The following is a 26,289-nucleotide window of genomic DNA, read 5'->3' on the forward strand; positions in this document are numbered from 1 at the left end:
TATTTTATATTTTGTTGGAATTACCTTCGGTAAAAATACAATTTCGGAATCAATTCACAACTCTAATTATATTACATATATTTTATATTTTGTTGGAATTACCTTCGGTAAAAATACAATTTCGGAATCAATTCACAACGAGATATAGCTCTCATTATAGAAGCTTCTTGTTGGAATTACCTTCGGTAAAAATACAATTTCGGAATCAATTCACAACAACCAAAAGAACTAACAACTAAAACAACTGGTTGGAATTACCTTCGGTAAAAATACAATTTCGGAATCAATTCACAACTTGGAGCGAGTAATCCATTTACCAGTATTGTTGGAATTACCTTCGGTAAAAATACAATTTCGGAATCAATTCACAACTTATTTACTATAATTTTCTAACAAGAATAAGTTGGAATTACCTTCGGTAAAAATACAATTTCGGAATCAATTCACAACAGACTTACAGCAAACTACACGAGCTTTTAAGTTGGAATTACCTTCGGTAAAAATACAATTTCGGAATCAATTCACAACCAGCAAACGAGGAGGGTTCTTCAGTCGCTTGTTGGAATTACCTTCGGTAAAAATACAATTTCGGAATCAATTCACAACGCCTAAATAATACATAGCACTATCATAATGGTTGGAATTACCTTCGGTAAAAATACAATTTCGGAATCAATTCACAACCTATTAACAAGACCATTTACAACCTCGAGCGTTGGAATTACCTTCGGTAAAAATACAATTTCGGAATCAATTCACAACAAAACGAAACAAGAAGCTTATGATTGGTTTGTTGGAATTACCTTCGGTAAAAATACAATTTCGGAATCAATTCACAACGGATAAATACTAAAGTTTTCTTTAATATTCGTTGGAATTACCTTCGGTAAAAATACAATTTCGGAATCAATTCACAACGAGAGGTAGGAACACCTTTTTATTTGTAAAGTTGGAATTACCTTCGGTAAAAATACAATTTCGGAATCAATTCACAACAGAGCTAGAAGGAGAGGTTCATGTTGATTTGTTGGAATTACCTTCGGTAAAAATACAATTTCGGAATCAATTCACAACAAATAATGCATTAACGTATCAGAAAAAAGTGTTGGAATTACCTTCGGTAAAAATACAATTTCGGAATCAATTCACAACGGAATAAGTCTTATGATTTAGAAAAAAAGTGTTGGAATTACCTTCGGTAAAAATACAATTTCGGAATCAATTCACAACAATCAACAACATATGCTTAAATACGTTAAAGTTGGAATTACCTTCGGTAAAAATACAATTTATTCACTTTTGTCTATTTTTTTTGGTGTTCATCGAGTCGCTATCGCTCGGGGCGGAATCAATTCACAATATTGTAGCCAGAACTGGACTCGAACTCAATATCTCTTCATCAAGAATACAATCTGAGTCAAACCTATGTTAATTGCAAGCATAAATCATTCAAAATCATTACTAACAGTTAAGTATATAAGTGGTGAAAAACCAGACAAACAATCTATTTTTCTAAAATGATTATATTTGAATTTATAATCTTTTAGAGAATTTTATGATTTACACAATGTTTTCGGTTATTCTAGCTCTTATTTTCTTTTTATTAGGAAGTATCCATTTTTATTGGCTCTTTGGCGGAAAATGGGGTTTATCTAAAGCTTTACCCACAAAAAAAGAAGGAGAGAAAGCTTTGAATCCGCCTCTTTTTGCTACTTTACTTGTAGGGTTTGTTTTGCTATTTTTTAGTATTCACTATGGTGCTTATATTTTCGATATTTTCAATTTTACACCACCTTGGTTCTATAAAATTAACGCTTGGTTTATTCCCATCATTTTCATGCTTCGAGCCATTGGAGACTTTAGATATGTTGGATTTTTCAAGAAAATAAAGCATACAGAATTTGCACAGGCAGATTCAAGATTATTCTCCCCTTTATGTTTATTTATTGGAATTTCAGGACTTATACTCGTTTTTTCATTGTGAATACAAATTTAAACTTAGAATAAAACCACTCATCGATTTCTAAGTATGTTATCTTTAATTTTAGGCTAAATTGAGTACTCTTTTTCAATAGATTACTCAAAATGAAAGAAGATTTTTTACATACAATATGGGAATATCAATTGTTTATTAATCGGGAATTAAAAACCACAGAGAACACCTGTATTACAATACTCAATAAAGGTAGAAAGAACTTTCATGATGGACCGGATTTCTTGGAGGCAAAAATAAAGATTGACAAGACTATTTGGGTAGGACAAATAGAAATTCATGTCAATAGTTCAGACTGGGTTAAGCACCAGCATTCTGAAGATAAACGTTACAGAAATGTCATTCTTCATCTGGTATGGAACCACGATATAGAAATTCCAAATTTCCATGCTCCTACCCTAGAGTTAAAAGGTTTTGTTCCTAAAAAATACTTAGATAATTATCATCTGCTAGCCTATCATAAATCTACAGAACTCCCATGCCATGATTTTGTAACAAGCATCGATGAAAATTGGTTAAAATTCTATCAAGAACGCCTACTTTGGGATCGTTTTCAAGAAAAATCAAAACGGCTATTTCATTCTCAAGAAGATCGATCTCAATTGATATTTGAAACTTTTTGCTATGCTTTGGGTCTCAAAGCCAATGGAGAAAATATGAAAACATTTGCAGAGCGTATTCCTATTTATTTAATTCTTAAAATTAGACATAAAACATTTTCCTTGGAAGCTCTTTTTTTGGGAATTGCAGGTTTTCTACATGCCCATCATCATTTTGATTATGCTTCAAAACTCTATCAAGAATTTCTCTATCTCAAAAAACTCTATAAAATCCCCGATTATCCTCCTATTTTCTGGATACACAAAGGGATTCGCCCCCAAGCCTTCCCGCTTATCCGACTTGCTTTTTTGGCTCAATTGTTTTCTAAAATAGACTCCTTAGACAGCTTCGTTTTAGACACGCATTTTGAAAAATTCTCTTCCTGCCTACAAGGTTTAGAACTTCCAGAATTCTACAACACTCATTATACCCTAGAAAAAGAAAGTCCCGAAAAACAAAAACACCTCGGACAGCAAAGCGTTTTCACACTTTGGATAAACGCCGTGCTTCCCTCCAAACTGTATTATACAGAATGCCCAGAAGAGGTTTTTGACAAGATTGTTTCAGAGCTAAAAACGTTAAAACCCGAAAAAAACAAACTCACAATAAGGATGAAGGAAAATTACTTCGAAAATAGCTCAGCTTTTCACAGTCAAGCAAATATTCATCTATATAAGGAATACTGTATTGAAAGAAAATGTTTAAATTGCCATATTGGTATAAAAATTTTGAAGCAATAATGATTCGAAGAATTAAAGACATATTTGAAAAACAAGCATTTGGAGTTTGCTCAAGATTTTCACATAAAGTGGGAATGCGAGTGGGAACCATTCGCCTGCTTTTTATTTATTTAAGCTTCATTACTTTGGGATCGCCTCTTATTATTTATTTTACTTTAATGTTTTTAATGAGAATTAAAGATAGTTTTATCAAAAACAGAAAAAGCGCTTTTGAAATATAGATATTATTTAGAGAGACTCTTTAGTAGTAGTGAGTTAATTTTTGCCCTCAGATGGTTGGCTGGCGTTATTATCATAGGAATTATAGGTTTTCTTCTTATAGAGGATCTTTCTATGGTAGACTCTATTTATATGACCGTCATTACCATTTCTACCGTAGGGTTTACAGAAGTAAAGCCACTCAGTCCAGAAGGAAGGATTTTCACCTCTATCCTTATTGTGATGAGTGTACTTACTTATGCCTATTTGATTTCTGTTTTTACCCGATTTGCTATAAAAACAGAATTTTATAAAAAAATGAAAGAACGTGTGATCGTGAAAGAAGTATCTAAACTAAAAGGGCACACCATTGTGTGTGGCTACGGAAGAAACGGAAGACAAGCCATCGAAACCTTAAAAAGGCATAACAAAAGCTTTGTGGTAATAGATAATAATGAAGCGATCATTGAAGAAATCAACGATTTTGGAATTCTTGCTATTGAAGGTGATGCTACCCGAGATTCTATCTTAGAAAAAGCCAATATATCTGAAGCTGAAGCCTTAATTGCAGCACTTCCTCATGATGCAAACAATCTTTTTATCGTACTTACTGCAAGACAATTAAAAAAAGATATCAAAATTATTTCTCGTGCAACCAATGACAATACCGTTTCTAAACTTTATGTGGCTGGAGCCAATAATGTGATTATGCCAGACAAAGTGGGCGGAAGCCACATGGCAACCTTAGTAGTAGCACCTGATGTAGTGGAGTTTATAGATGAAATTACCGTAGGGAAAGCCTCAGGAATCACTTTAGAAGAAGTTTCTTACAACGAAATTCCTGAAAATTTAAAAGGTAAAACAGTAAGAGAACTAGGAATCCGAGAAATGTCAGGATGCACCATTGTAGGGTTTAAAACCCAAACGGGAGAAATAGAAATTAACCCTTCACCAGACTCCCAACTAGAAAAAGGATGCAAGCTTTTTGTATTAGGAAATCCTGAACAAATCAAAAAACTCAATACCCTTTTTGGACTCAACTAATATGAAGAAAAAAATACTCGTAACTGGAGCAAATGGTATGCTCGGGCAAAAAATTGTAGATTTATTACACAATAACCCCCAATATACCACTCTATTTTGTGCCCGAGGAAGCTCAAGACTGAATCCCGATTATGACATAAATTACCAGATACTTGATAGTGGAGACAAAGAAAAAGTAACAGACTTAATTACTCATTTCGAACCCGATGCCATTATCAACTGTGCCGCCTTCACACATGTAGACGCCTGTGAAGATCAGCCCGAAGCCTGTGATTTACTCAATATAAAAGCCGTTGAATTTTTAATTGATGCTATAGGAGAAAAAAATATTCATTTAGTGCATATTTCAACAGATTTTGTATTTGATGGAACTGTAAAAACAGCTTATAAAGAGACCGATGCAATCAATCCTTTGAGTAGATATGGATGGAGTAAAGCGGAGTCTGAAAAATTACTCAAAAACTCCAAAATCCCCTACACCATTCTTAGAACCAGCTTTGTCTATGGAATTCTTCATGATAATACTCGAATGAATTTTGTAACTTGGGCAAAATCTAGTTTAGAAAACAAACAAAAAATTACGGTAATCACAGACCAATTTAGACCGCCAACTTTGGCAGAAGACTTGGCAAAAGCTTGTGTTTCATCAATAGAAAGAAAAGCTTTTGGGATTTTTCATACAACAGGACCCGAAACATTTTCCATCATTCAACTTATAGAAATGGTGGCAGACCATTGGAAACTGGACAAATCTTTTATTCTTCCTACAGAAACCAAAGATTTAAACCAAAAAGCCCAAAGACCGCAATATACTTTTTTTGATATTTCAAAAGCTAGAGAACAATTGAATTATCAGCCTACAAGCTTTTTAGAAAGCCTTAAAATAATTGAGAAACAACTTTTAGATACCCAAAAATAACCTTATGAAGAAATCACTACTCTTATTATTAAGTCTAGTAAGCACACTTTCGAGTTTTGCCCAAGAAGAAAAAGGGGTCGATAAACTCATTGACGAAAAATTTGGAGACGCCACAGGATGGTTTGTTAAAGCTATTTTTTATAAAATTCCTCTTTCGGATACACTTCAAATTCCTTGGGTATTAATTGTATTGATTATTGGAGCCTTATTTTTTACTTTCTACTTTAAGTTTATCAATATTAGAGGTTTCCTCACTTCTATCCGTATTGTGCAAGGAAAATATGACGGCTTAGAAGGAAATAATCACGTAGCTTCTTCAGACGTTTTCCCAGATGCAAAAGACTCTGATATAGATAGTAATACTATTCAAGATAATCCAGATACGATCCGTGTAGAAAGCGATAATCATGGAGAGGTTTCCCATTTCCAAGCCTTAACAGCCGCATTGTCAGCTACAGTGGGAATTGGGAATATTGGAGGTGTAGCCGTTGCTCTTTCTGTTGGAGGTCCTGGTGCTACTTTTTGGATGATTATTGCAGGACTGATCGGAATGTCTTCAAAATTTATAGAATGTACATTGGGAGTTAAATACCGTGAAATAGACAAAGACGGAACTGTTTTCGGAGGTCCTATGTACTATCTTAAAAAAGGAGTTAAAGGAACAGCTGGAAAAATTTTGGCGGCTGTTTTTGCCGTAATGTGTATCGGAGGTTCTTTTGGAGGAGGAAATATGGTGCAAGTAAACCAAGCCTTTGAAATGGTACTATCTGTAACAGGAGGAGAAAATAGTTTTCTATATGGTTACGGAGCTCTTTTTGGAGTAGTTATGGCTATTTTAGTAGGAATTGTAATTATCGGAGGGATCAAAAAAATTGCCAGCGTAACCGATAAAATTGTTCCTTTTATGGTCGCAGTGTATGCCTTAGCAGTAATTGTTGTATTAGTTGTTAATTATGATCTTATTCTTCCTGCTTTTGGACAAATCATTGACGGAGCCTTCGGGTGGAAACCTATTGCCGGTGGAGCCATTGGAGTCGTTATTGTTCAAGGATTCAAAAGAGCAGCATTTTCTAACGAAGCAGGAATCGGTTCGGCTTCTATTGCCCATTCTGCGGTAAAAACAAAGCATCCTGCATCAGAAGGTCTTGTAGCATTACTAGAACCATTCATAGATACCGTAATTGTATGTACGATGACTGCTTTGGTTATTGTAATTTCTAATATGGATGGATCTGTTTTTGCATACGGAAACGAAGTATCTGCTGGAGTAAAAATTACTTCAAGTGCCTTTGCCGAAACCATTAGTTGGTTTCCTTATGTATTAGCCATTGCCGTGGTTCTATTTGCATTTTCATCAATGATTTCTTGGTCTTACTATGGATTCCAAGCTTGGTCTTACCTTTTTGGAAGAAGTAAAATGGTGGGGAATGTGTATAAAGTCATCTTTTGTTTATTCGTAATTGTTGGAGCTGCATCGAGTTTAAAATCCGTATTAGACTTCTCTGATGCCATGATTTTTGCCATGCTCGTTCCTAATATGATCGGGTTATTTTTCTTAGCACCTGTTGTTAAAAAAGAATTATCAAAATATATGAGTGCCATAAAAACACTTAAATCATGAAATGGTGGTGGATAAAATTTAAAGAATTTTTCCATTTTAATCCTAAAGAAAAGAAAGGAGCAACGGTTTTGTTGCTCCTTTTGTTTTTTATAACAATGATCAATTTTGGTCTGAAAAAATACACATATCAAGAGTCTTTTGTACGCATTGAAAAAGAAATAATTCCTAGATTCAAACTTTATGACACCACAGCTTGTATGGATTTTAACGGAAGTCTAATGGAAGGAATTAAACCTTATTGGGTAGAAAAAATACAAGCCAATAGAAAAAAATATGGAAAATTCCAATGCATTGAAGATTTAAGAGATTTAAAAGGAATAAAAGAATTTCATATAAAAAAATGGTCAAAACTTGTAGATCCATCCTTTTTGAGATGCCCAAAAATTCACTTAAACAAGGTTTCTGAAAAAGAATTCTCTGCTTTCTTTAGAATCCCGAAAAAAACCGCAAAAACTGCCATAAAATATAGAGATAAGATTGGAGGATTTGCTATAACGAAACAACTAGAACAGGTCTATTACTTCCCAAAACATCGTCTAACAACAAGAAAAAACCGAATACTTATTAACAAGAACTCTATCTCAAAGATTAACCTCAAAAACGCAAAATATCCAAAGCTTGCCAAACACCTTTTGATCTCCAAAAAAGAAGCTTATCAGTTAAGTAAATTCAAAAAAAAGCCTTCAAAACCTGAAATTCAAACGATTTTCGAAAAGAGCAAACATCAAGAATATATTCATCATTACCTTATTTGGAAATAGCGATTGATTGAGAATCAAAAGTTAAATACGGACATCCAAATGTCCTCCTCTTAATTTTGTATAACTATATCCTGAAAATCCTCTTTTTCCAGATTGGTAATATCAATAGAATAGGTATTATATTTGGAATTAATGAGATAGTGTGTTCGGAAATAGGTAGCATATTCATTTGTATATTTTATCAATATTTTAATAAACTTCTTTTTCCCTTTTTGCAAAAAAGATTGGCTCACTATTTCCGCCTCACCACCATGAGTTTTTTGAATAGACTGCTTGATGTTTTGAATATATATTTTTGCTATTTCTTTATTCAAGTGAACATACTCACCCCGTATAACAATCCAAGTATTTGCGGGTTCATTTGTATCAACAAAAAAAGTGTTCCCTTTCGTTTTATACTTCAAATACCTCATAGCTTTGTTGAATGATACTTTCAAAGAATCGCCATAATATTCATAATAATAGGTACTATATGACTCAAAGTCCATTTTTTCATAAGAGGCAGGAACGGAAAAATCTATCTTCAAAAAGTCTAATTTAACTTTTTTAAAATCTCTTTTTTTATCGGTGATTACCACAGTGTCGTTTCTGCACGAAACAAAGAATACGAATAATACAATAAATATATGTTTCATAAATAAGGTAAATTATTCCAAAATTAACGGGTGTATACTTGCTGATACTAAACCGCCTTTTGAAAACAAAAAGCTAAATTTTAATTGGTGTTTTTTTAAATTCTTTGGAGCTTTATCGACCTTCACAAACAAGGTTTGATTTCTTTCCACTTCATGATTCGCTACAGAATCTATTCTCCTAAAACTTGGTTGATAAGTATTCAATTTTAAATTAAAAAAATCCGAAAGATCCGCTCCTGCTTTTCTCCCTCTGTATTCTGAGTCTGATATGACTTGGATATCTTTGATATTTAGAAAATGTATGACTTCAGAAAGTGCCATAGCTTGGGGAATTACAGATGGCATCTCAAAAACAATTTCTTCGGCACAAAAAAGTTTTGGGTTAAAACATATAAACAAACTATCCGAATCGATTCTAATGGGTTCATCCTTATTGATAATCGGAATAAAATCACCTGCGAAGTTCTCATTTTCCGGATGTGTTTTTCTTAAATATTGAGTATAACTTTCCACTACACAATCAAGATTATCAGAAGAAGGGATACAAGAATTTATAAAACTTGATAGAACGACTAGTAACAGTCCCCAAAATGCAAAACGAGATTTCATAAGATATTTAATTTTAAAAATTTTAAAGCAAAATAGTGAATTATTCTGTAAATGGAATTAATAATACTTAAAGATCTTAATTTACTCACCTATATTATGCCGATACATTGTAAAAACTCAATTATGAATAAAATGAACTAAGTGATCATGAACAAGTAATCGGTATAAGCGAATATTAAAAATCCCATGGAATAATTCGTTTCCATGGGATTGAATAAATTAGAATATTATCTTAACCAAGATTATGGGTTCATCAAGTCCTCAATTTCATCAGCTTCTATAGGAATATTTCTCATGAGGTCATAAGGTTCACCATTGGCTTGTACAACTACATCATTTTCAAGACGAATACCTAAGTTTTCCTCTGGAATATAAATCCCTGGCTCTACTGTAAATACCATATTCTCTTGGATCGGTTTATGCCAAGAACCTACATCATGAACATCCAGTCCAATAAAGTGTGAAGTACCGTGCATAAAATACTTTTTATAAGCTGGCCAAGAAGGATCTTGGTTTTTGATATCGTCCATAGAGATCAATCCCAAGTTTACTAATTCCTTTTCCATGAGGTGTCCTACTTCTTTATGATATTCATGCAAATAAGCACCTGGAACCAATAACTTTGTAGCCGCTCTTTTCACTCTTAAAACAGCATTATATACCTCTTTCTGTCTTTTTGTAAAACGTCCGCTTACTGGAATACAGCGTGTCATATCTGCTGCATAATTGGCATATTCGGCTCCCACATCCATCAAAATAACATCGCCATCATTACAAGGTTTATCATTCTCAATATAGTGTAGCACACAAGCGCTTTGACCTGAAGCAACAATAGGCGTATAGGCAAAACCTCGTGAACGATTCCAAAGGAATTCATGCATATATTCAGCTTCTATCTCATGTTCGCTCACTCCTGGTTTTACAAAATTTAGGATTCTTCTAAAACCTTTTTCGGTAATATCACAAGCTTTTTGCATCAGTTCTAATTCTACTGGGTGCTTTACAGAACGGATATCATGCATAATAGGTGCGAGTCTTTCATACTCATGAAGCGGGTAATTATTTTGCATTTTTTTGACAAAACGTGCATCTCTTGTTTCCACTTCAACATGGGCACGGGTATGCTCGTTTGTATTCAAATAAACTCGCTCGGCTTCATGCATCAAACCTTTTAACACACGATCAAAATCTGAGAGCCAATAAATAGTTTGAATTCCCGAAAGCTCTTGTGCTTGCTTCTTTGTTAACTTTGCTCCTTCCCAAATGGCAATCAATTCACTTGTTTCTTTTAGGAAAAGAATTTCTCTATGCTCTGGCAAAAAAGAATCTGGAAAGACTACCAAAATAGATTCCTCTTGATCTACTCCCGAAAGATGAAAGATATCTGGAGACTGAACAAATGCCATGTGTCCATCTGCAGAAGTGGGCATAATATCATTACTATTAAAAAAGGCAATTCCTCCTTTTTTCATTTTACTAGCAAGTCTCTTTCTATTATCTATAAAAAGATTTGAGGGCAGTTTTTGATATTTCATATTGGGTTTCTTTTGAATGAATAAAAGGTTTTTCTCTGTTCAAATAATACCATTCTTGGTGTTTATTTACTCATAGGTACAAAAGAAAAACCATTAGACGAATTTAATAAATTCTAAACAATTAAACATCTTTAAAAAAGAAGCTTTCTTGGGAAATATCAGGACAAAATGGTGGGTGTTCTCGATAAAATTTTTGATTCCATTTCATTCCATCAAAAATCACTTCCCGATGGGTCGGGACAAGCTGAACTGACAATGGTGATAAAATTTTTGATTCCATTGCATTCCATCAAAAATCACTTCCCGATGGGTCGGGACAAAGTTTATCCCGATATAATCGGGACTGAACTGACAGAGGAATTGAACAAAATTAGAATTAACAAAAGGTAATTGATCATATCACTTGTACTCAAAACTCATAATAGTATAACAATACCTTAAATTAAAATGTAAAAATTTATTGTAAATTCATCAGCACATTATTATCAAATTCAAATGCTAAAAATTTGTTTTCAAACTGACAAAAATCACAAGTTTTATTAAGTAAAAAAAATAACTTTAACACGTAATAACAAATAAATCGATAGTTATGAACAGAATACTTTTCCCAACAGATTATTCATTGGCGAGTGAAAAAGCCAGAGATTTTGCTATTTTCCTTGCTAAAGCGACCGATTCTGAATTGGTTTTCCTTAACAGTTATGAAATTCCAGCATCTCAGTCCACAGTGATTACCACAACCCTTTTGGAGGCAATGAAAGAAAATAGTCTTCAAGGAATGGATTTATTAAAGAAGTTTATGGCAGAAAATCATCCTGAAGTAAAACTTTCTACTCATTGTGTTTTAGGACAGGTGGTTCACACTGTTTGCGAGCTTGTTGTAAGTTTACAAGTTGACCTAGTGATTATGGGTACTCGTGGAGCATCAGGAATTGAAGAAATTTTTATGGGATCTAATGCTCAAGCAATCATCAAAAATGCTACAGCACCCGTATTGGCTATTCCTCATGATGTGAATCCTGAAGATATTCGCAAAATGGCTTATTCTACAGATTTTAATTTCGATAAGGTTTCTCATGCACATGGAATGATAAAAGAACTTACAGCTATTTTTGATGCAAAGCTCAATGTGGTTCATTTTACAGAAGGAACAGAATATACAGAGAATGAAGAAGAATATATACGCAAGGAGTTCATGGATTTTGATATAAAATATGACGAAATTCCTTTAGATGAATATGACAAAGATATTCAGGAGTATATTGATTTTACAAGAGCACATATGCTTTGTATGATTAGACGCCCTCATGGTTTCTGGGAAAGATTATTCACCACTAGTCATTCAGAAAAACGTGCCATGCACAGTTCTATTCCGCTATTAGTACTTAGAGAGGATCAAAAAGAAGCGTAGAAAATTCCCTTTTGCAAAACCCAAATTTTTCAATCCTTTATGGTTTGTTTATTTGGGTTTTCTTTTTCAAAAAAGATCTGAGTGTACTTCAACAAAAAACGACTAAAATATTATTTTAGCCGTTTTTTGTTGTTACTGTTTACCTTTGTAAATCTATTTCTTCGTCTCTAAGTTCTTGACGATGTTTTTTCCAATAGATAAAAAAGATGGTAAAAAGTATATAAGGAAAAATCAAGATAAAGAGGATTCCAGCATTCAGCCCAGAAGCTTCTGTTCCTCCACCTTGAATATTAGATTCTGCAGTAGCTTTACACATAGAACAACCTTGTGCAAATACTGTTTCAGGAAATAGGAAAAGGCTAATAAAAACCAAGATTCCTAATATTATTTTAATTTGTTTAATGGACATAATAAGGTGATAAAAACAAATATACCAAAACCCCTGTGAGGGTTACATATAGCCAAATTGGAAAGACCCATTTTACCATTTTCTTATGTTCTTCAATCATTCCTGTAAAAGCTTTGGCGAAAGCCAAAAGAATAAAAGGTAAAGACAAGGCTGCCAATACAATATGCGTTGCCAAAATTACTAAATAAAGTCCTTTATATTCACCCAAATACTTGGTCTCTGGTGCAAATGCGTGATAAAGCACATAACTTAATAAAAAAACCAAAGACATAATCATGGCAATTGTAATCAGCTTTCTATGAAGGTCAATATTTTTTGCTTTAACAGCAAATAGTGCCCCAATCAACAAAAGGAAACAGGTTCCGTTTATTAAAGCGTGAAGAAAGGGTTGAACATGAGTAAAACTTGGTACTACCTCTGGTTTTGGCAAATACCTTAGTGCTACTACTAATGCAAAAACTAATGCCGAAAATATCCAGATAATTTTTTTGAGTTTCTTATAATCCATTTTATTGTTCTTTTTGCAGTCTTTTGATATCTTGGTAAAGCATTTTTACTTCTTCTGCTTTTGTTCCGTCATACATGGCTTTAATATTTCCATGTTCGTCTCGACGTGATCTGAGGTGTCCATTCTTATCTACCAAAACGAAAAACTCAGAATGTAAAAATCCTCCTGGAGCTAATTCATCTTTATTGGCATTGATAAAATAGGAATCAAAACCTTGCTTGTAAATCGCTTTTTGTTCACCCGTAAGAAAATGCCAATTTTTGGTATTTGCTCCATAACTGTCAGCATATTCCTTAAGGATTTTCGGGCTATCATAAGTAGGATTTACTGAATGAGAAAGTATCATTATTCCCTCTTCTCCTTGTAACATTTTTTGGAGTTCCACCATATTTCCTGTCATATCTCGACAAATTGTAGGACAAGTAGTAAAGAAAAAGTCTACAATGGTAATTTTGCCTTGCATTTCTTTTTCGGTAATCGTTTTACCGTCTTGGTTAATGAAAGAAAAAGGCAATACTTTATGTAAAATGGTATCAGAAATTGCTTGACCATCATCAGAAATTGTAGGCTCTATTTTCATTCCCACAAAGGCCAGTTTTTGTTGTTTCTTTTCACAAGAAATACACAACAAAACCGAAACAATGAATAGAATCCAACTATTTTTCATCATTTGCTTTTCTAGATTTTAAAGATTTTAAATACTCTGCAAGTAGTAGTTTTAAATCTTCTAAAAGGAGTTTATTGATATATTCTTTACCGCCATCATAGGTATAAAAAACACGATCTTGTTTGTCCCAACCTGTTCTTAGTTTATGTAATTTATCCATCACATAAATTTGTCTAAATACAGGAATTTCTTTCTCTTGAACAGGTGGTATATTCATTTGTTCATAGAGTTTATCAAAATCTTGAGAATTTACTTCCATCAACTGCCAACTCTCTAGTTTCAGCTTCAATTTTGAATCTAAATAAGTCTTTAAGTTACTTCCCAAAGGTTTTTTAACAATTGTGAGTACTTCGAGATCCTCAAATGGCACCAGTCTTTTTCCTATTTGGTGATCAAACATTCTAAAAAATGCACCTTCTGTATCACTAATTTCCTGAAGATCTACAAAGTGAAGGGCATATACCTTTTTAGGCAAATTATTGAGGAGAATATTTGAATCGTTTTTAAGGTTTCGAGCTTGAATATTTCCAAACTTTAACTCCAATTCTTGATGTTCTGGATATTGTTTTCCTGTTTTGTCAATTGTAAACTCACTATCGCTCAACTGAATAATATTGGGCAGATAGATAAAATTATGTTTTCCTGTTGTCAAAAGTAGGTAAAACAAGGAGGGTAGTACCAATATTGAAATCAGTACTACCCCTTTTATAAATGCTTTTTTGTCTTTAAACATTATTGTGCAATTCCGTGCATTTGGTTATAAATATAGGTTCCTTCAGTTAATACAATATAGATTAAATAAGGTACCAAAATGAAAATTGGCAATAATAATGAAAGCTTTAAAGATTTTGTTTCGTGTCCTAAGTGCATAAACTCGGAAACGATATAGTATGCTTTAAAAATAGTTAGGATGATAAAAGTCCATTTTAACAATGTCCAGTTAATCACTCCTGGATTAGCTGTATTGTACATTCCTAGTCCTACCTCAACCGCAGTTACGATAAGAAGAATAAAGAATACAACCCATATTTTTTTAGTAGAATCTGTTTGTCCCATGATAATTTCTTTTTCGTTTTAGTGTGATTGGATCAGATAAGGTAGAAGAAGGTAAATACAAATACCCATACAAGGTCAACAAAGTGCCAGTAAAGTCCTACTTTTTCGATCATTTCGTAGTGTCCTCTTTTTTCATAAGTGTCTCTAAGAACATTTACAAAGATGATTACGTTAATCAAAACTCCTGTAAATACGTGGAAACCATGGAAACCTGTTATAAAGAAGAAGAAATCAGCGAATAATGGATGCCCATATTCGTTGTGATGAAGATTGGCTCCATATATTTTTTCTCCTGTTTCTACAAGGGCGTTTATTTTTGCTTGATCCACATAAATGACTTGCTCCCCTACTTTCAACACATTGTTTACCAATGCATGATCTGAAGTAAGCGTTGCACCTGCATCTGCAAATAGTTGGATATTTCTACCCTCAATAATTTGACCTGCTTCAAAAAGGTGTGCTACAGTTCCATCAGCCAAGAGAAATGCTCCAGCGTCTGTTCCCATAATAAAGTGCATCCATTCCCAAGCTTGAGAACCAAGGAAGATTGCCCCTCCTACAATTGTCAATGCCATCCAAAGAACGACTTGTTTTTTTCTCATTCTATGACCGTGATGTACAGCCAAAACCATTGTTACTGATGACATAATCAGAATAAATGTCATAAGGGCAACAAATAATAGAGGATGATTCCCGTGTAAACCAGGGAAATGGGTAAATACATCTTCGGCAACTGGCCAAATATCTCCAAATTTGAATCTGGCAAATCCGTAGGCTACAAGAAATCCTGAAAAAGTCAATGCATCCGTTAGGATGAAAAACCACATCATCAGTTTTCCATAGCTGGCATTCATGGGTTTGTTACCTCCACCCCATATGTTTGTAGTAGTTGTTACTTCTGCTGACATAAGTAATCGCTTGGTTATTAGTTTCTTTAGTTTTTGAGCACAATAGCCCATCTGTCAAAGTGCCAAATATAAGTGATTCTACCGAAATTAACCTTTTTTTGGATTAAAAAATAGAAGCATTATAGGGTTATTTAGATTATTTCTAAATAGCGTTTTCTCTACGATACCCAAATTTGATTCTCTGTTTTTAGAAATTATACCGATGTATTATTGACAGACACTAAAGTCATAAATTGTTATTGAGTGTCTATCTTTTATTTCTAATAAATCCTCAAATCTTTTTCGTAGGATATTTCGAAAAGTTGGAACACTTCCTATAACAATCTGATACCTACCGCCTGAGCTTTCACCACTCCCTCCCTCACAGAGCGTTGTTTTAGTTTGGAAGAGTTCTTGAAACTTGAACAGTTCTTCCTGAGATACTAGATAAAATGTATCGGGATTTCCTGTATTTGCGGTTTCTATAAAGCCTTTTATACCGTCTATACAGTTTAAAGAAAATACTTGATTACTTTTTCTGTCCAATACAAATGTTGAAAGTAAATTTTTACTTGAATCAGCTCTGGATAATTCAACTAATGCTTCTTCACTTTTTATAGAAAAAATGCGGGTAGTTTCTTCTTTCAAAAATTTAGAATAGAATTTTTTACGTCGCCCTTTAGATACCTCTGTTATATCAATATTCTTTGTACCTCCAAAAACTAAAACATGTACAGTTTCTAAAATACTACAACTTGAAACACTGATCCCCAACAGGACAAGAAATAAGATCAACCTTAAATTCATTTTTTTCATTTTGGCAGTTATGTTAAATGATCAACAAAGATAGGGCTTCAAAAACTAAAAAAGTCAATAGTTGAATCATGAACTATTGACTATTTTTTAGTTTTTAAAGATTGATTAACTACGGAATTTGCAATTAAAATCTCAGAATTTCTTCAATGACTTCCGCTACCTTATCTGCACTAGGTATCATTTCTTGCTCCAATGTGGAATTAAGTGGAATAGCTGGCATATCCTTAGCTCCTATCACTTTAATTGGGGCATCCAAATGTTGAAATGTCAATTCTTGTATTCTTCCTGCCAAACTTTGGGCAAAATTATTAGACTTTTGTTCTTCTGTAACGATAACCACCTTATTATGAATTGCTACTCTTTCGAGAATCATTGCTTCATCTAGTGGTTGAAGCGTTCTTAAATCGAGAATTTCTACTTGACCCTTAAAGTTTTTTGAGGCAGTTTTCGCCCAATAGATTCCCATTCCGTAACTGATGACTAAAACTGAATCTTGCTCGGTCGATTCTTGAGCAATTCTAGCTTTTCCTAAAGGAATTACGTAATCTTCATCTGGCTCTATACTGGTTGCTTCTTCGGTTCCTGGTACTTTAGACCAATACAAACCTTTGTGCTCTAGCATCACCACAGGATTTGGATCATAAAAAGCCGCTTTCATCAAACCTTTAAGATCTGCTCCATTGGATGGATATACTACTTTGATTCCTTTGATGGACGTTAGAATAGACTCCACACTCGATGAATGGTAAGGACCTCCACTTCCATAGGCTCCAATAGGAACTCTTATAAGTGCTTGAGCATTCCATTTTCCATTAGAAAGGTAATAGGAACGGCTCAATTCAGTGAATAACTGATTAAGACCTGGCCAAATATAATCGGCAAATTGAACTTCCACAATGGGTTTCGCTCCTGCTACGGACATTCCAACTGTAGAACCAATAATAAACGCCTCTTGAATTGGTGTGTTAAAAACACGATCATCTCCAAATTTTTGGGCTAAAGTAGCGGCTTCTCTAAAAACTCCCCCAAGTCTTCCTCCTACGTCTTGTCCGTAAAGCAATGCCTCTGGGTGTTGTTCTAATATTTCTTGCACCGCAAATAAGGCACAATCAACCATTAAGGTTTTTTCTTTTCCAGCTCCTGCTCTTTCTCCTTTTTCTTCGGTTATAGGACTGGGTGCAAAGTCAAAGGTATATAGGTCTTCTGCACTTGGATCTTCTGCTTCTTGAGCTTGTCCAAAATCTGTTTCAACCAGTGTGCTGCTTTCTTTTTCAATATTCTGAAGCTCATCTTCAGAAATACCATTTTCTAAGAGGAAAGTTCTAAGTTTTGGTAGTGGATCACGTAGCTTATGCTCTTCCAAATCATCTCTATACCATTCTCTTCTTACTCCAGAGGTATGATGACCAAGCAAAGGAACTTTGGCATGAACCATAAAAGGTCTTCGCTCTGTTCTTATTGTATTAAGTACTTCTTCTAAAGTTTCAAAAGATTCTTGAAAATTAGCTCCATCAATACTCCTTACTTCAATATTCTTGAATCCTTGGGCGTAAAAAGCGGCATCGTTCGATCTTATTTCATCTGCACTTGCTGAGATATCCCATTCGTTATCTTGAACCAAAAACAACATAGGAAAATTCTTTAAAGATGCCATGTGAAGTGCTTCTGCAATTTCCCCTTCAGTCATGGCTGCATCACCTATAGAACAAACCACAACAGGTCTTTCTGCTCTATTCTTATCCAAAATACCTTGTTCTTCCAAGTATTGAATTCCCATAGCCACACCTGCCGTAGGAATCGCTTGCATTCCAGTTGCCGAAGATTGATGTGGAATTTTAGGTAAATCTGCCCTATTCAAACTTGGATGACAATAATAAGTTCTTCCTCCAGAAAACGGATCTTCCTTTTTTGCAAACAATTGAAGCATAATTTCATAAGGACGCATCCCAATTCCCAACAAGATTGAATCATCTCGGTAATACGGTGAAACATAATCTTGCTCTTTGAGTTGCATTCCCAAAGCCAGTTGAATAGCTTCATGTCCTCTCGAGGTTGCATGAACATATTTACTAGTTAGTTTTGCATTTTCTTCATATATATCAGACATGGCTCTTGCCGTAGTCATCAAACGGTAAGCATCTAAGGCTTTTTCTATAATTGTCATACCCTAAAATCTATTGTTTTTGGTAGAACAAATGTAGCAATACTGCATGGATATCTAAAATATTCCCTATTAATTCACAAAATATTCGAGATTCTTGAAAAATAAAAAAGATTCCCAATGTTAAATAGCCTATTACAAGAAGCTTTTAATCATTAATATATAACAAGAATTAAGGGAGAAATATAGAATTTTTTAATACATTATCTTTTGTTGTTTTAAAAACACCTTCAAATAAAATACTGAAACCCAGATTCATTAAAAACAGTAAAATTATTGCGTTCCACTAAACAGAACTCATCACTGAATAGAACCAAGCAATGATACTTGATAATGGACTCATTATAAACAAATCCGCATCAAGTTCACTAAACAATTTTCCTAAAAACACATAAATAATTACATTTTATTTATTCCTTCTTCATGATTCATATTTAACAAACATTTTTTATATGAATTTGGAATTAAGAAAACCAGTACATCTCTAGTAATAAAAGCCATTATAATAATGGCTTTTTCGCTTTTTTATTTAGTACAACTGGGGCATGATTTTTTACCATTTTTATCAGATAACTTTATTCCTTCAAGGTTTTTCTCAGCATAAGCCGTTATCCATCCTCTTTTTATCGATAAATTATTTAGGTCAATTTTTTCTTGATCCATGGCTTTGATAAACGTTCCTCCATATTCTTGCCTTCCCCAACAATTTGGACAATATCCTTCGGGGGTACTCTCTTTTGATTCTCCAGAAAAAAACGACTGAATCCATTCTAATAGTTTCATAATAATGCTTTTTTATATTTTTATAGACCATTGGTAGTGGATTTCTTTCAATCCTTACAACCTAAATTATTTATTCTATTTTTCCGTATTATAAATAAATACATATATTTGCATCGTACACGATTTAATCTAAAACGACTTTTATGAAAGCAACATTTTATGATTTTGAAGCAAAACTTCTTACGGGAAAAACTGTTTCCATGGAACAATACAAAGGGAAAACTATTTTGGTAGTTAATACAGCAAGTAAATGCGGACTGACCCCTCAATACGAAGGACTTGAAGCACTATACCAAAAATACAAAGATCAAAACTTTGTGATACTTGGATTTCCCTGTAATCAATTTGGATCTCAAGAACCTGGAAACTCAGAAGATATTCAAGAATTTTGCTCTATCAACTATGGTGTCAGCTTTCCTATTTTTGAGAAAATAGATGTAAATGGCGATCAGGCTCATCCTATCTTCAAATATCTTAAGAAAGAATTGAAAGGTTTTTTGGTCAATAAAATTAAATGGAATTTCACCAAGTTTGTAATAGACAAAAATGGGGTTCCTGTTAAAAGATTTGCATCCATTACAAAACCCGAAAATATAGAAGAAACCCTCCAAAAAATTTTATAATGAGTAAAGAAACGGATTTCACTCAACTCTTACTGGAAAATCAAATCTGTTTTCCTCTGTATGCTGCGTCTAGGATGATGACAAAAATCTACACCCCTTTTTTGAAGAAATTAGACCTTACTTATCCTCAATATTTAGTGATGATGGTTTTGTGGGAGCATCAACACAAATCAGTTAATGAGATTGGTTCCTTACTTTTCTTAGAATCAAACACCTTAACGCCCCTTTTGAAAAGAATGGAGGAGAAAAAATTATTAAAAAGGACCCGTTCTCCCAAAGATGAGAGAAAAGTATTGATTTCCATCAGTTCAAAAGGGCAAGAACTACAAAAAGAGGCAAGTGAAATCCCTTTCAAAATGTTCGAAACCATTAGGGGAACAGACCATAACTACGAAGAAATTGAAGATTTTAGATCAAGCCTTCAACAACTTGCTAAAAACTTGCATCAACAGCTTTAACTTGATTGAAATCAAATATAAAACACTTTCGATAGCTTTTTTCTGAAATAGAAAACTAGGTTGCCACTACTCGATCTCTAAACAAAGAAAAATTGATGAAAAATTTTAATGTTAAAAAAAATCAACCTCAGTTTAACTTTAAAAAATAATAACGTTCTTTGTACACAGTAAGCACAGAAAAATTATTTACCGAATAAATTCTCCTAAGAAGGAACATAAAAAAACTAGAAAACGTTTTTATCACTTGTTTTTGAGTTTACTTGGTATTATTAACAACTCTAACTTTGAGCATTCGAAAAGCACTATTTAGTTTAATAACAATTTTTTCATTGATCCCAATTTTGATTGTAAATGGGCAATCAAAAATGACTCTGTTTGAAATAAACGAAGATTGTATAAAAGGATTTAGTCTAAGAGATAGTGTAGCTATCGTTGTTGAAGAACATAAAAAATGGAATATTCATGAGATAACGACTTCTCCCGAAGTTGAGTTTAAAAAACATCAGCCAGGAGATTTCTCGCATATAAATAAATCAGGAACGGTATGGACCAGGTTTCAAATTAAAAATAACACAAAAGAAACTAAGAATTACTATTTCTCCATGTTTACCTTTATCGACTCAGCATGGATATATACTTTCGAAGGGAATAGACTCATAAATACGCAAATCTCTGGAGCTTCTATCCAGACACAACAAAAAGCTTTCCCTTCCTCTTTCAATAACATTCCATTTAGTATTGATCCAGATAAAACCAAAACGTTTTATCTTAAAATGAAATATCTGACTAATTTCAAATTAGCAGAGTCCAATGGTTTGCTCACCATTCTTTCAGCTCGACCAATTCTCCCCTTAGTGCAATCAAACTTTAAGGAGTTTCGGAGATATTTCTTCTACTCAGGTGCATTCATTCTGTTTAGCCTTTTGAGTTTATTTATGTTTTATATTTTCAGAGAAAAAATATTCCTTTGGTTTTCTCTTTTAGTTTTTTCATTTGCCTGTTATTTCCTAAGCATAACGCATTTTATAGAAACTGTATTAAATGTAAGAGGAGCAGCAGATTCTAACTTGTATATTCATCTAAGCCTTTCTGGAGTTGTTATCTCACTCACTCAATTTTTTAGTGCATATATTGACCTAAGAAAATTCTACCCAAAATATTTCGCTTTTTATCATCTATATGCAATATTTACAGCACTCTTTCCTCATTTCTTTGGGTACTTTGGAGATCTTGATGTTTTCACGATTGGATATTATTCCAATTATGTGATTTTCTCTTGGATTATTATAACAATACTCCCAGTAATCACTTTAACGAAGAAAGGCAATAAAGCATCTAAATCCTTATTAGTTGCAACAGGTATTTTAGTAATTAGTGGGCTCCTATACATTCTTGAAGTCACGAATGTAATCCCCAGCAATCCTATTACAGAATCGAGCTTTCAGATCAGTACGGTATTATTCTCGGGTATTCTTTTTTATCATATTCTTCAAAAAATCAATAATATTAGAAATGAAAAAAAGCATCTTGAAGAACTTGATAAATTGAAATCTAGATTTTTCACTAATATATCTCACGAATTCAGAACTCCACTCACTCTTGTTCTTGGTCCACTGAAGGATATAATTAACTCCGAAGAAAAAAAACAATATTCTGGAAAACTAAAAATGGCATATAAAAATGCCGAAAGACTCTTACATCTCATCAACAAAATTCTGGATTTATCCAAATTAGAAACAGGTAAAATGGAGCTGCAAATTAGCACTCATAATTTTGTTTCTCTTTTGAAGGGAATTGCACTTTCCTTTGATTCTTGGGCTCAAAAGAAAAACATCAAATTAAACTTTATCTCCAAATCAGATGAAATTCTTATGTATTTTGATTCTGAGAAAATAGAAATCATCTTTTTTAATTTATTATCCAATGCTTTAAAATTCACTCAAGAAAACGGCGAGATTTCAGTTTTAGTTTCTGAAAAAGAAAAACATATTGAAATTTTAGTAAGAGACAATGGAGTTGGTATTGAACCTGATAGACTGGAGAATATTTTTAATCGATTTTTTCATATCGACCATCAAGAGACCAAGGAATATCAAGGCACAGGTATTGGTTTAGCATTGGTTAAAGAACTCGTTCATATTCACTATGGAGAAATCCAAGTAGAAAGTGAACTCAATAAAGGTACCTCATTTACCATTATTCTAAGAAAGGGAAAAGAGCATTTTGCAAACATCCCTATGGATGATCATCAGTCCAATCAACAATTATCTACTCTAAAAAAAGATACAATAGAGGAAAAATATGAGGCAAAAATTCCATCTTCCTTAATCCAAAAGGGAAATAAGAACAAGACCTTGGTTCTTATTGTTGAAGATCATTTGGAAGTAAGAGCGTATATTAAAGAACACCTTGAGGAGCAATATCAAATTGTGGAAGCACAGAATGGTTTGCAAGGGCAAGAAATAGCTTTCAAATTAATGCCAGATATTATTATTAGTGATATCATGATGCCAAAACTAGATGGGTACGGCATGAGTAAAGCTCTAAAAAATGATGAAAGAACGAGTCATATTCCTATTATTTTACTCACGGCAAAATCTACGCAGGAAGAAAAAATTAAAGGTCTTAAAATCGGTGTTGATGATTACCTTGTGAAACCTTTTGATACCAAAGAATTAAAAATAAGAGTTGCAAATATTATTGAGTCTAGGGAACAATTGCGGAAAAACTATTCAAATACATCTCAATCGGCTCTCAAACGTGTAGGAACCAATCCTATTGATGATATCTTTTTGGAAAAAGTGATAAATATTATCGAAAAAAAGCTCTCAAGCTCCGAGCTAAATGTTGAGTATTTAGCTTCAGAAATAGGAATGAGCAAGGTACATCTAAACAGAAAACTCAATGCTTTAAGCAATTTATCTGCCAATAGATTCATCAGAAACTATCGCTTAGAAAAAGCCCATGAATTGATTCATCAAAAAGTAGGTAATGTTTCTCAAATTGCGATGGATACTGGTTTTGGAAGTACTGCTTACTTTGTAAAATGCTTTAAAGAAAAATATAACATTACTCCTGGGGCTTTATTGTCTCAAGAATATTAAACAAAAAAAGAGTGAATTTTAAGGTTCACTCTTTTTCTTTGTGTTGCTAAATCTATTAAAAAACCTCTAATTTCCCCATTGCTCTCAATCCTTGAGATTTATCAGAAATTTTATAGAAGAGTATTCCTGGCTTTATACCTAAAGGTATTTGAATCTTTATTTCATCACTATTCAGCACAGGAGAAGTTGATTGAAACAAATATCGTCCTTGAATATCATAAAAATCAACTTTAACTTCTCCTGAAGAATTCTCTACCGTTATACTCACCTCTTCCCCTACAGAAACTGGATTTGGATACACAGAACTATTTGAAAAATCTAATTCGTCTAAGCCTATAAAATCTTCCGCAGCATGATATCGATAAATCACTCTTTCAACGGCTCCATTTTCTATAATGAAAAACAAAGGTGATGCGGGATACCCAGGTCTATAGAATGCGTAATACTCTTGTTTATTCGTATCCGTTTGTGAGAGTCCAAAAGCATTCAACAAGGCAGCTGGAGCTGGATTTCCATTTAGAAAATGACTATCTGTACTTAAAATATTTATTTTTACTAACAATACATCCATTTCTTCGGTTGCAGAGTGATCTGGTTTTGGTAAAGTGAGCTTTCCGTAACCCACAACTTCTCTTTCTGCAAATTTTTGCTTACGGGTAAACGCAGGAACATTATTTAGATTAAAAGCACTAACTGTTACATTAAAATGTAAATCATATACCTCGCTCCCAGACCAAGAGTCTTGATAATTCAAAGGAAATTTTAGTATATCGATTCTTCCATTTAAATCATTTACAGCATTCGGAGGATAATGAACCTTATCATTGGAATTACCAGTAATCGATTGAAGAGAAACCGTTTTTCCTTCAAAGGTTCTTCCTGTCAAATACCACCCTTGTTGGTCAATCGCTTCATAAGACCTACTAGGGAGCGTATAAGTAATTGTTCCAAGACCATACACCTTATCAGCCTGATAAGAATTTATAGCATCTGAAAAATGAGTGTTATTCGTTTCATCTACATGAGCTCTTTCTCCTTTTGCATCACGCAAAACATTTGCATAATTCCATACTTTGTTTGCCCCTATTTCTGGCAAAGTAATGGAAGACGAAAAAGAGACTTCAAAACTGTCTATCCAAGAATGGGGTCTAGGATAATTCTCTTGTGTAATTGTAACTTGGGCTTGTGTATCCTGCCCCATCAAAGACATTACAAAAAGACCAATAATTAATAGTGTTTTTTTCATTTTTGTTTGAGTTTTAGTTTGAAAAAAAAGCTTTTTGACTTCGGTAATTCATTACTCACCAAAAAGCCTTCACAAAACTAGCACTAGCAATACATAATCTGTATCACAAACAAAACCAATAGAATAAAAAACAAAATAATTATATAAAAAACAGAACATAAGATAAAATAAACAGAACATTTCAATAATTTCACAAAAAAAATTCTTGTTTTATATGTTTTCCTATATTAGAATATTCTATCAAAGAAAAATTAAAATACAAGCCTAAAAAACAAGAGCTTTTGGAATACGAAAAAAGGGTATTTTGAATAAAAAATTCTGGAATATTAATAAGTCAAATCCAACTGCTCTATTGTTTTATTTCGCCCTTGAATTCGACAAGAAATTTTTGCAGAATCAAAATAAAAGTCGATGATTCCAAAAGAGGGTTCATGAACCACTTTTCCTTTTCTTAAAGGATTATCTTCTCCTTTGAAATTTGAATAAGAATGGGTGAGTCCACTTGAGGTAAAATCTAGTAAAGGGTGATTTCCTACGGTGTCTTCCAAAACTGAAAACTCAGACAAGTGGCGATCTCCAGATAACAGAATTGTCGGCTGGGCATTTTTTATGAGCTTTTTGAGTTGATCGAGCTCATGTGGGAGATTTCCCCAAGATTCATAACCATGTTGGGTACTTAAAAACTGAATACTCCCCACAATGATATTCCAATCTACAGAGGAATCCGAAAGTCTTTCTTCTAACCAATTCCATTGGATTTCTCCCAAGATCGTTCCTTTGCCGTATTCATTGGGAATATATCGTTTTTTACCTGTGGAATCTTTGGTTAAGGAAGTTCTGTGGTAGCGTGTATCTAAAACAATGACTTGAATTTTCCCTTTAGGATGATTAAAATACTGGTGGTAGAAAATGCCTTTTCTTTCTCTTCGGATATCGTCTTTGGGCACACCCAAAAAATCAAGGAATAGACCTTGTGATTCTTCTCTTTTTGAGAATTCAGCACCACCGTCATTGAGTCCATAATCATGGTCATCCCATGTTGCCATAACGGGGACATTGTTTTTAAGTTTTTGGTAAGAAGGATTGGAAATTAGCTCTTGATAATCGCTCCACATTTCTTGCATATCCTCCGTATCCGAATAGATATTATCGCCTCCCCAAATCCAAACATCAGGTTTTTGATGGAGGATTTTCTCATAAAACGGATTTTCTTGATACTGCTTGTTGCAAGAACCAAAACTCAGACGAAAATCTGATTTTTTGATGGGTTCTACACTTTTTTGTGGCACGATAGACGACTGTTCTTCTTTGCAAGAAAAAAAGGCAAATAATAGTAGGACGTAAAGGAGAATTTTCATTTTTGGCGGTTTTTACAGAATTGCAAAGTAGCTAAAAAATAGAAAGCTGAAGTCAAAATTTCGTTAGATGAATGTTAAGGATTATTTTCTAACTTTCATTTGGACAAAATGAAGAGATTTCTTTTGTTAAAACTCAAAAACACCTTG

At 33.5% G+C, this 26,289-nt stretch carries 25 protein-coding genes and 1 CRISPR repeat array; of the genes, 11 read left to right on the forward strand and 14 right to left on the reverse strand.

The features are described 5' to 3' along the window. The first annotated feature begins 169 nt into the window (after window positions 1–169). A CRISPR array of direct repeats spans window positions 170–1,230; the repeat unit is 48 nt; unit sequence GTTGGAATTACCTTCGGTAAAAATACAATTTCGGAATCAATTCACAAC. 325 nt (window positions 1,231–1,555) lie between these two features. The 7 genes from N4A45_05215 (at window position 1,556) to N4A45_05245 (ending at window position 7,876) form a co-directional block, all read left to right on the forward strand. Next, window positions 1,556–1,984 (forward strand): DUF3995 domain-containing protein, encoded by a 429-nt coding sequence (locus tag N4A45_05215; GenBank protein ID MCT4664615.1) that lies wholly within the window; start codon window positions 1,556–1,558, stop codon window positions 1,982–1,984. A gap of 101 nt (window positions 1,985–2,085) precedes the next feature. Next, the gene (locus N4A45_05220; GenBank protein MCT4664616.1) at window positions 2,086–3,333 is read left to right on the forward strand and encodes a DUF2851 family protein; all 1,248 of its coding nucleotides are present in this window, start codon (window positions 2,086–2,088) and stop codon (window positions 3,331–3,333) included. Then, window positions 3,333–3,554, forward strand: a complete 222-nt coding sequence (locus N4A45_05225) for a PspC domain-containing protein (GenBank protein ID MCT4664617.1) — start codon at window positions 3,333–3,335, stop codon at window positions 3,552–3,554. Before N4A45_05220 ends, N4A45_05225 begins: the two co-directional genes overlap by 1 nt. After that, window positions 3,544–4,575, forward strand: coding sequence for a potassium channel protein (locus tag N4A45_05230; protein MCT4664618.1), 1,032 nt, complete (start codon window positions 3,544–3,546; stop codon window positions 4,573–4,575). The genes N4A45_05225 and N4A45_05230 overlap by 11 nt, the downstream gene beginning before the upstream one ends. 1 nt (window position 4,576) lies before the next feature. Then, entirely contained in the window at window positions 4,577–5,494 is a 918-nt protein-coding gene (locus N4A45_05235; GenBank protein ID MCT4664619.1) for an SDR family oxidoreductase, read from the forward strand. A gap of 4 nt (window positions 5,495–5,498) precedes the next feature. Then, window positions 5,499–7,115, forward strand: a complete 1,617-nt coding sequence (locus N4A45_05240) for an alanine:cation symporter family protein (GenBank protein MCT4664620.1) — start codon at window positions 5,499–5,501, stop codon at window positions 7,113–7,115. Then, window positions 7,112–7,876, forward strand: coding sequence for a helix-hairpin-helix domain-containing protein (locus N4A45_05245; GenBank protein MCT4664621.1), 765 nt, complete (start codon window positions 7,112–7,114; stop codon window positions 7,874–7,876). The genes N4A45_05240 and N4A45_05245 overlap by 4 nt, the downstream gene beginning before the upstream one ends. Before the next feature lie 50 nt (window positions 7,877–7,926). Here N4A45_05245 and N4A45_05250 read toward each other — a convergent pair whose 3' ends face one another. The 3 genes from N4A45_05250 to N4A45_05260 all read right to left on the reverse strand — a co-directional run bounded on the left by N4A45_05250 (window position 7,927) and on the right by N4A45_05260 (window position 10,655). Next, window positions 7,927–8,511 (reverse strand): hypothetical protein, encoded by a 585-nt coding sequence (locus N4A45_05250; GenBank protein MCT4664622.1) that lies wholly within the window; start codon window positions 8,509–8,511, stop codon window positions 7,927–7,929. A gap of 12 nt (window positions 8,512–8,523) precedes the next feature. Beyond that, window positions 8,524–9,120 (reverse strand): hypothetical protein, encoded by a 597-nt coding sequence (locus tag N4A45_05255; protein MCT4664623.1) that lies wholly within the window; start codon window positions 9,118–9,120, stop codon window positions 8,524–8,526. A gap of 242 nt (window positions 9,121–9,362) precedes the next feature. Next, window positions 9,363–10,655, reverse strand: a complete 1,293-nt coding sequence (locus tag N4A45_05260) for an aminopeptidase P family protein (GenBank protein MCT4664624.1) — start codon at window positions 10,653–10,655, stop codon at window positions 9,363–9,365. 589 nt (window positions 10,656–11,244) lie between these two features. Here N4A45_05260 and N4A45_05265 point away from each other — a divergent pair. Next, window positions 11,245–12,066 carry a universal stress protein gene (locus N4A45_05265; GenBank protein ID MCT4664625.1) on the forward strand — a complete coding sequence of 274 codons (822 nt, stop codon included), beginning with the start codon at window positions 11,245–11,247 and terminating at the stop codon, window positions 12,064–12,066. A gap of 139 nt (window positions 12,067–12,205) precedes the next feature. Here the strand turns inward: N4A45_05265 and N4A45_05270 are convergent, their stop codons facing one another. From N4A45_05270 to N4A45_05310, 9 genes are all read right to left on the reverse strand, one after another. Continuing rightward, window positions 12,206–12,475: a hypothetical protein gene (locus N4A45_05270; protein ID MCT4664626.1), complete on the reverse strand. Its 270-nt coding sequence runs from the start codon at window positions 12,473–12,475 to the stop codon at window positions 12,206–12,208. Continuing rightward, window positions 12,465–12,983: a DUF420 domain-containing protein gene (locus N4A45_05275; protein ID MCT4664627.1), complete on the reverse strand. Its 519-nt coding sequence runs from the start codon at window positions 12,981–12,983 to the stop codon at window positions 12,465–12,467. Before N4A45_05275 ends, N4A45_05270 begins: the two co-directional genes overlap by 11 nt. A gap of 1 nt (window position 12,984) precedes the next feature. Continuing rightward, window positions 12,985–13,653 carry an SCO family protein gene (locus tag N4A45_05280; protein ID MCT4664628.1) on the reverse strand — a complete coding sequence of 223 codons (669 nt, stop codon included), beginning with the start codon at window positions 13,651–13,653 and terminating at the stop codon, window positions 12,985–12,987. Continuing rightward, complete coding sequence (locus N4A45_05285; protein MCT4664629.1) at window positions 13,640–14,383, reverse strand: hypothetical protein; 744 nt, start codon at window positions 14,381–14,383, stop codon at window positions 13,640–13,642. Before N4A45_05285 ends, N4A45_05280 begins: the two co-directional genes overlap by 14 nt. Beyond that, window positions 14,383–14,706, reverse strand: a complete 324-nt coding sequence (locus tag N4A45_05290) for a cytochrome C oxidase subunit IV family protein (GenBank protein ID MCT4664630.1) — start codon at window positions 14,704–14,706, stop codon at window positions 14,383–14,385. The genes N4A45_05285 and N4A45_05290 overlap by 1 nt, the downstream gene beginning before the upstream one ends. A gap of 32 nt (window positions 14,707–14,738) precedes the next feature. Next, the gene (locus N4A45_05295) at window positions 14,739–15,614 is read right to left on the reverse strand and encodes a cytochrome c oxidase subunit 3 (GenBank protein MCT4664631.1); all 876 of its coding nucleotides are present in this window, start codon (window positions 15,612–15,614) and stop codon (window positions 14,739–14,741) included. A 207-nt stretch (window positions 15,615–15,821) separates the two neighbouring features. Beyond that, a complete protein-coding gene (locus N4A45_05300; protein ID MCT4664632.1) occupies window positions 15,822–16,409 on the reverse strand; it encodes a hypothetical protein in 588 nt (195 codons plus the stop codon). Between the two features lie 124 nt (window positions 16,410–16,533). Beyond that, entirely contained in the window at window positions 16,534–18,573 is a 2,040-nt protein-coding gene (locus tag N4A45_05305; GenBank protein ID MCT4664633.1) for a thiamine pyrophosphate-dependent enzyme, read from the reverse strand. A gap of 522 nt (window positions 18,574–19,095) precedes the next feature. Continuing rightward, a complete protein-coding gene (locus tag N4A45_05310; protein ID MCT4664634.1) occupies window positions 19,096–19,353 on the reverse strand; it encodes a hypothetical protein in 258 nt (85 codons plus the stop codon). Window positions 19,354–19,496: 143 nt separating this feature from the next. Here N4A45_05310 and N4A45_05315 point away from each other — a divergent pair, with 143 nt between their 5' ends. From N4A45_05315 to N4A45_05325, 3 genes are all read left to right on the forward strand, one after another. Next, window positions 19,497–19,976 (forward strand): glutathione peroxidase, encoded by a 480-nt coding sequence (locus N4A45_05315; protein MCT4664635.1) that lies wholly within the window; start codon window positions 19,497–19,499, stop codon window positions 19,974–19,976. Beyond that, on the forward strand, window positions 19,976–20,434 hold the full coding sequence (locus tag N4A45_05320; GenBank protein ID MCT4664636.1) for a MarR family transcriptional regulator: 459 nt from the start codon (window positions 19,976–19,978) through the stop codon (window positions 20,432–20,434). Before N4A45_05315 ends, N4A45_05320 begins: the two co-directional genes overlap by 1 nt. A 365-nt stretch (window positions 20,435–20,799) precedes the next feature. Then, window positions 20,800–23,538, forward strand: a complete 2,739-nt coding sequence (locus N4A45_05325; GenBank protein MCT4664637.1) for a response regulator — start codon at window positions 20,800–20,802, stop codon at window positions 23,536–23,538. A gap of 55 nt (window positions 23,539–23,593) precedes the next feature. On the opposite strand, the gene N4A45_05330 is transcribed toward N4A45_05325, so the two are convergent. Then, on the reverse strand, window positions 23,594–24,784 hold the full coding sequence (locus N4A45_05330) for a T9SS type A sorting domain-containing protein (protein ID MCT4664638.1): 1,191 nt from the start codon (window positions 24,782–24,784) through the stop codon (window positions 23,594–23,596). Between the two features lie 326 nt (window positions 24,785–25,110). Further along, window positions 25,111–26,142, reverse strand: coding sequence for an alkaline phosphatase family protein (locus N4A45_05335; GenBank protein ID MCT4664639.1), 1,032 nt, complete (start codon window positions 26,140–26,142; stop codon window positions 25,111–25,113). Window positions 26,143–26,289: the final 147 nt, after the last annotated feature.

Source organism: Flavobacteriales bacterium, from assembly GCA_025210805.1.
In the GTDB taxonomy this organism is placed as follows: domain Bacteria; phylum Bacteroidota; class Bacteroidia; order Flavobacteriales; family CAJXXR01; genus JAOAQX01.

Coding starts and splice junctions, on each gene's coding strand:
- N4A45_05215 (MCT4664615.1), top strand. CDS start 1,556: ATGATTTACACAATGTTTTCGGTTATTCTAGCTCTTATTTTCTTTTTA.
- N4A45_05220 (MCT4664616.1), top strand. CDS start 2,086: ATGAAAGAAGATTTTTTACATACAATATGGGAATATCAATTGTTTATT.
- N4A45_05225 (MCT4664617.1), top strand. CDS start 3,333: ATGATTCGAAGAATTAAAGACATATTTGAAAAACAAGCATTTGGAGTT.
- N4A45_05235 (MCT4664619.1), top strand. CDS start 4,577: ATGAAGAAAAAAATACTCGTAACTGGAGCAAATGGTATGCTCGGGCAA.
- N4A45_05240 (MCT4664620.1), top strand. CDS start 5,499: ATGAAGAAATCACTACTCTTATTATTAAGTCTAGTAAGCACACTTTCG.
- N4A45_05245 (MCT4664621.1), top strand. CDS start 7,112: ATGAAATGGTGGTGGATAAAATTTAAAGAATTTTTCCATTTTAATCCT.
- N4A45_05250 (MCT4664622.1), bottom strand. CDS start 8,511: ATGAAACATATATTTATTGTATTATTCGTATTCTTTGTTTCGTGCAGA.
- N4A45_05255 (MCT4664623.1), bottom strand. CDS start 9,120: ATGAAATCTCGTTTTGCATTTTGGGGACTGTTACTAGTCGTTCTATCA.
- N4A45_05260 (MCT4664624.1), bottom strand. CDS start 10,655: ATGAAATATCAAAAACTGCCCTCAAATCTTTTTATAGATAATAGAAAG.
- N4A45_05265 (MCT4664625.1), top strand. CDS start 11,245: ATGAACAGAATACTTTTCCCAACAGATTATTCATTGGCGAGTGAAAAA.
- N4A45_05270 (MCT4664626.1), bottom strand. CDS start 12,475: ATGTCCATTAAACAAATTAAAATAATATTAGGAATCTTGGTTTTTATT.
- N4A45_05275 (MCT4664627.1), bottom strand. CDS start 12,983: ATGGATTATAAGAAACTCAAAAAAATTATCTGGATATTTTCGGCATTA.
- N4A45_05280 (MCT4664628.1), bottom strand. CDS start 13,653: ATGATGAAAAATAGTTGGATTCTATTCATTGTTTCGGTTTTGTTGTGT.
- N4A45_05285 (MCT4664629.1), bottom strand. CDS start 14,383: ATGTTTAAAGACAAAAAAGCATTTATAAAAGGGGTAGTACTGATTTCA.
- N4A45_05290 (MCT4664630.1), bottom strand. CDS start 14,706: ATGGGACAAACAGATTCTACTAAAAAAATATGGGTTGTATTCTTTATT.
- N4A45_05295 (MCT4664631.1), bottom strand. CDS start 15,614: ATGTCAGCAGAAGTAACAACTACTACAAACATATGGGGTGGAGGTAAC.
- N4A45_05300 (MCT4664632.1), bottom strand. CDS start 16,409: ATGAAAAAAATGAATTTAAGGTTGATCTTATTTCTTGTCCTGTTGGGG.
- N4A45_05305 (MCT4664633.1), bottom strand. CDS start 18,573: ATGACAATTATAGAAAAAGCCTTAGATGCTTACCGTTTGATGACTACG.
- N4A45_05310 (MCT4664634.1), bottom strand. CDS start 19,353: ATGAAACTATTAGAATGGATTCAGTCGTTTTTTTCTGGAGAATCAAAA.
- N4A45_05315 (MCT4664635.1), top strand. CDS start 19,497: ATGAAAGCAACATTTTATGATTTTGAAGCAAAACTTCTTACGGGAAAA.
- N4A45_05320 (MCT4664636.1), top strand. CDS start 19,976: ATGAGTAAAGAAACGGATTTCACTCAACTCTTACTGGAAAATCAAATC.
- N4A45_05325 (MCT4664637.1), top strand. CDS start 20,800: ATGACTCTGTTTGAAATAAACGAAGATTGTATAAAAGGATTTAGTCTA.
- N4A45_05330 (MCT4664638.1), bottom strand. CDS start 24,784: ATGAAAAAAACACTATTAATTATTGGTCTTTTTGTAATGTCTTTGATG.
- N4A45_05335 (MCT4664639.1), bottom strand. CDS start 26,142: ATGAAAATTCTCCTTTACGTCCTACTATTATTTGCCTTTTTTTCTTGC.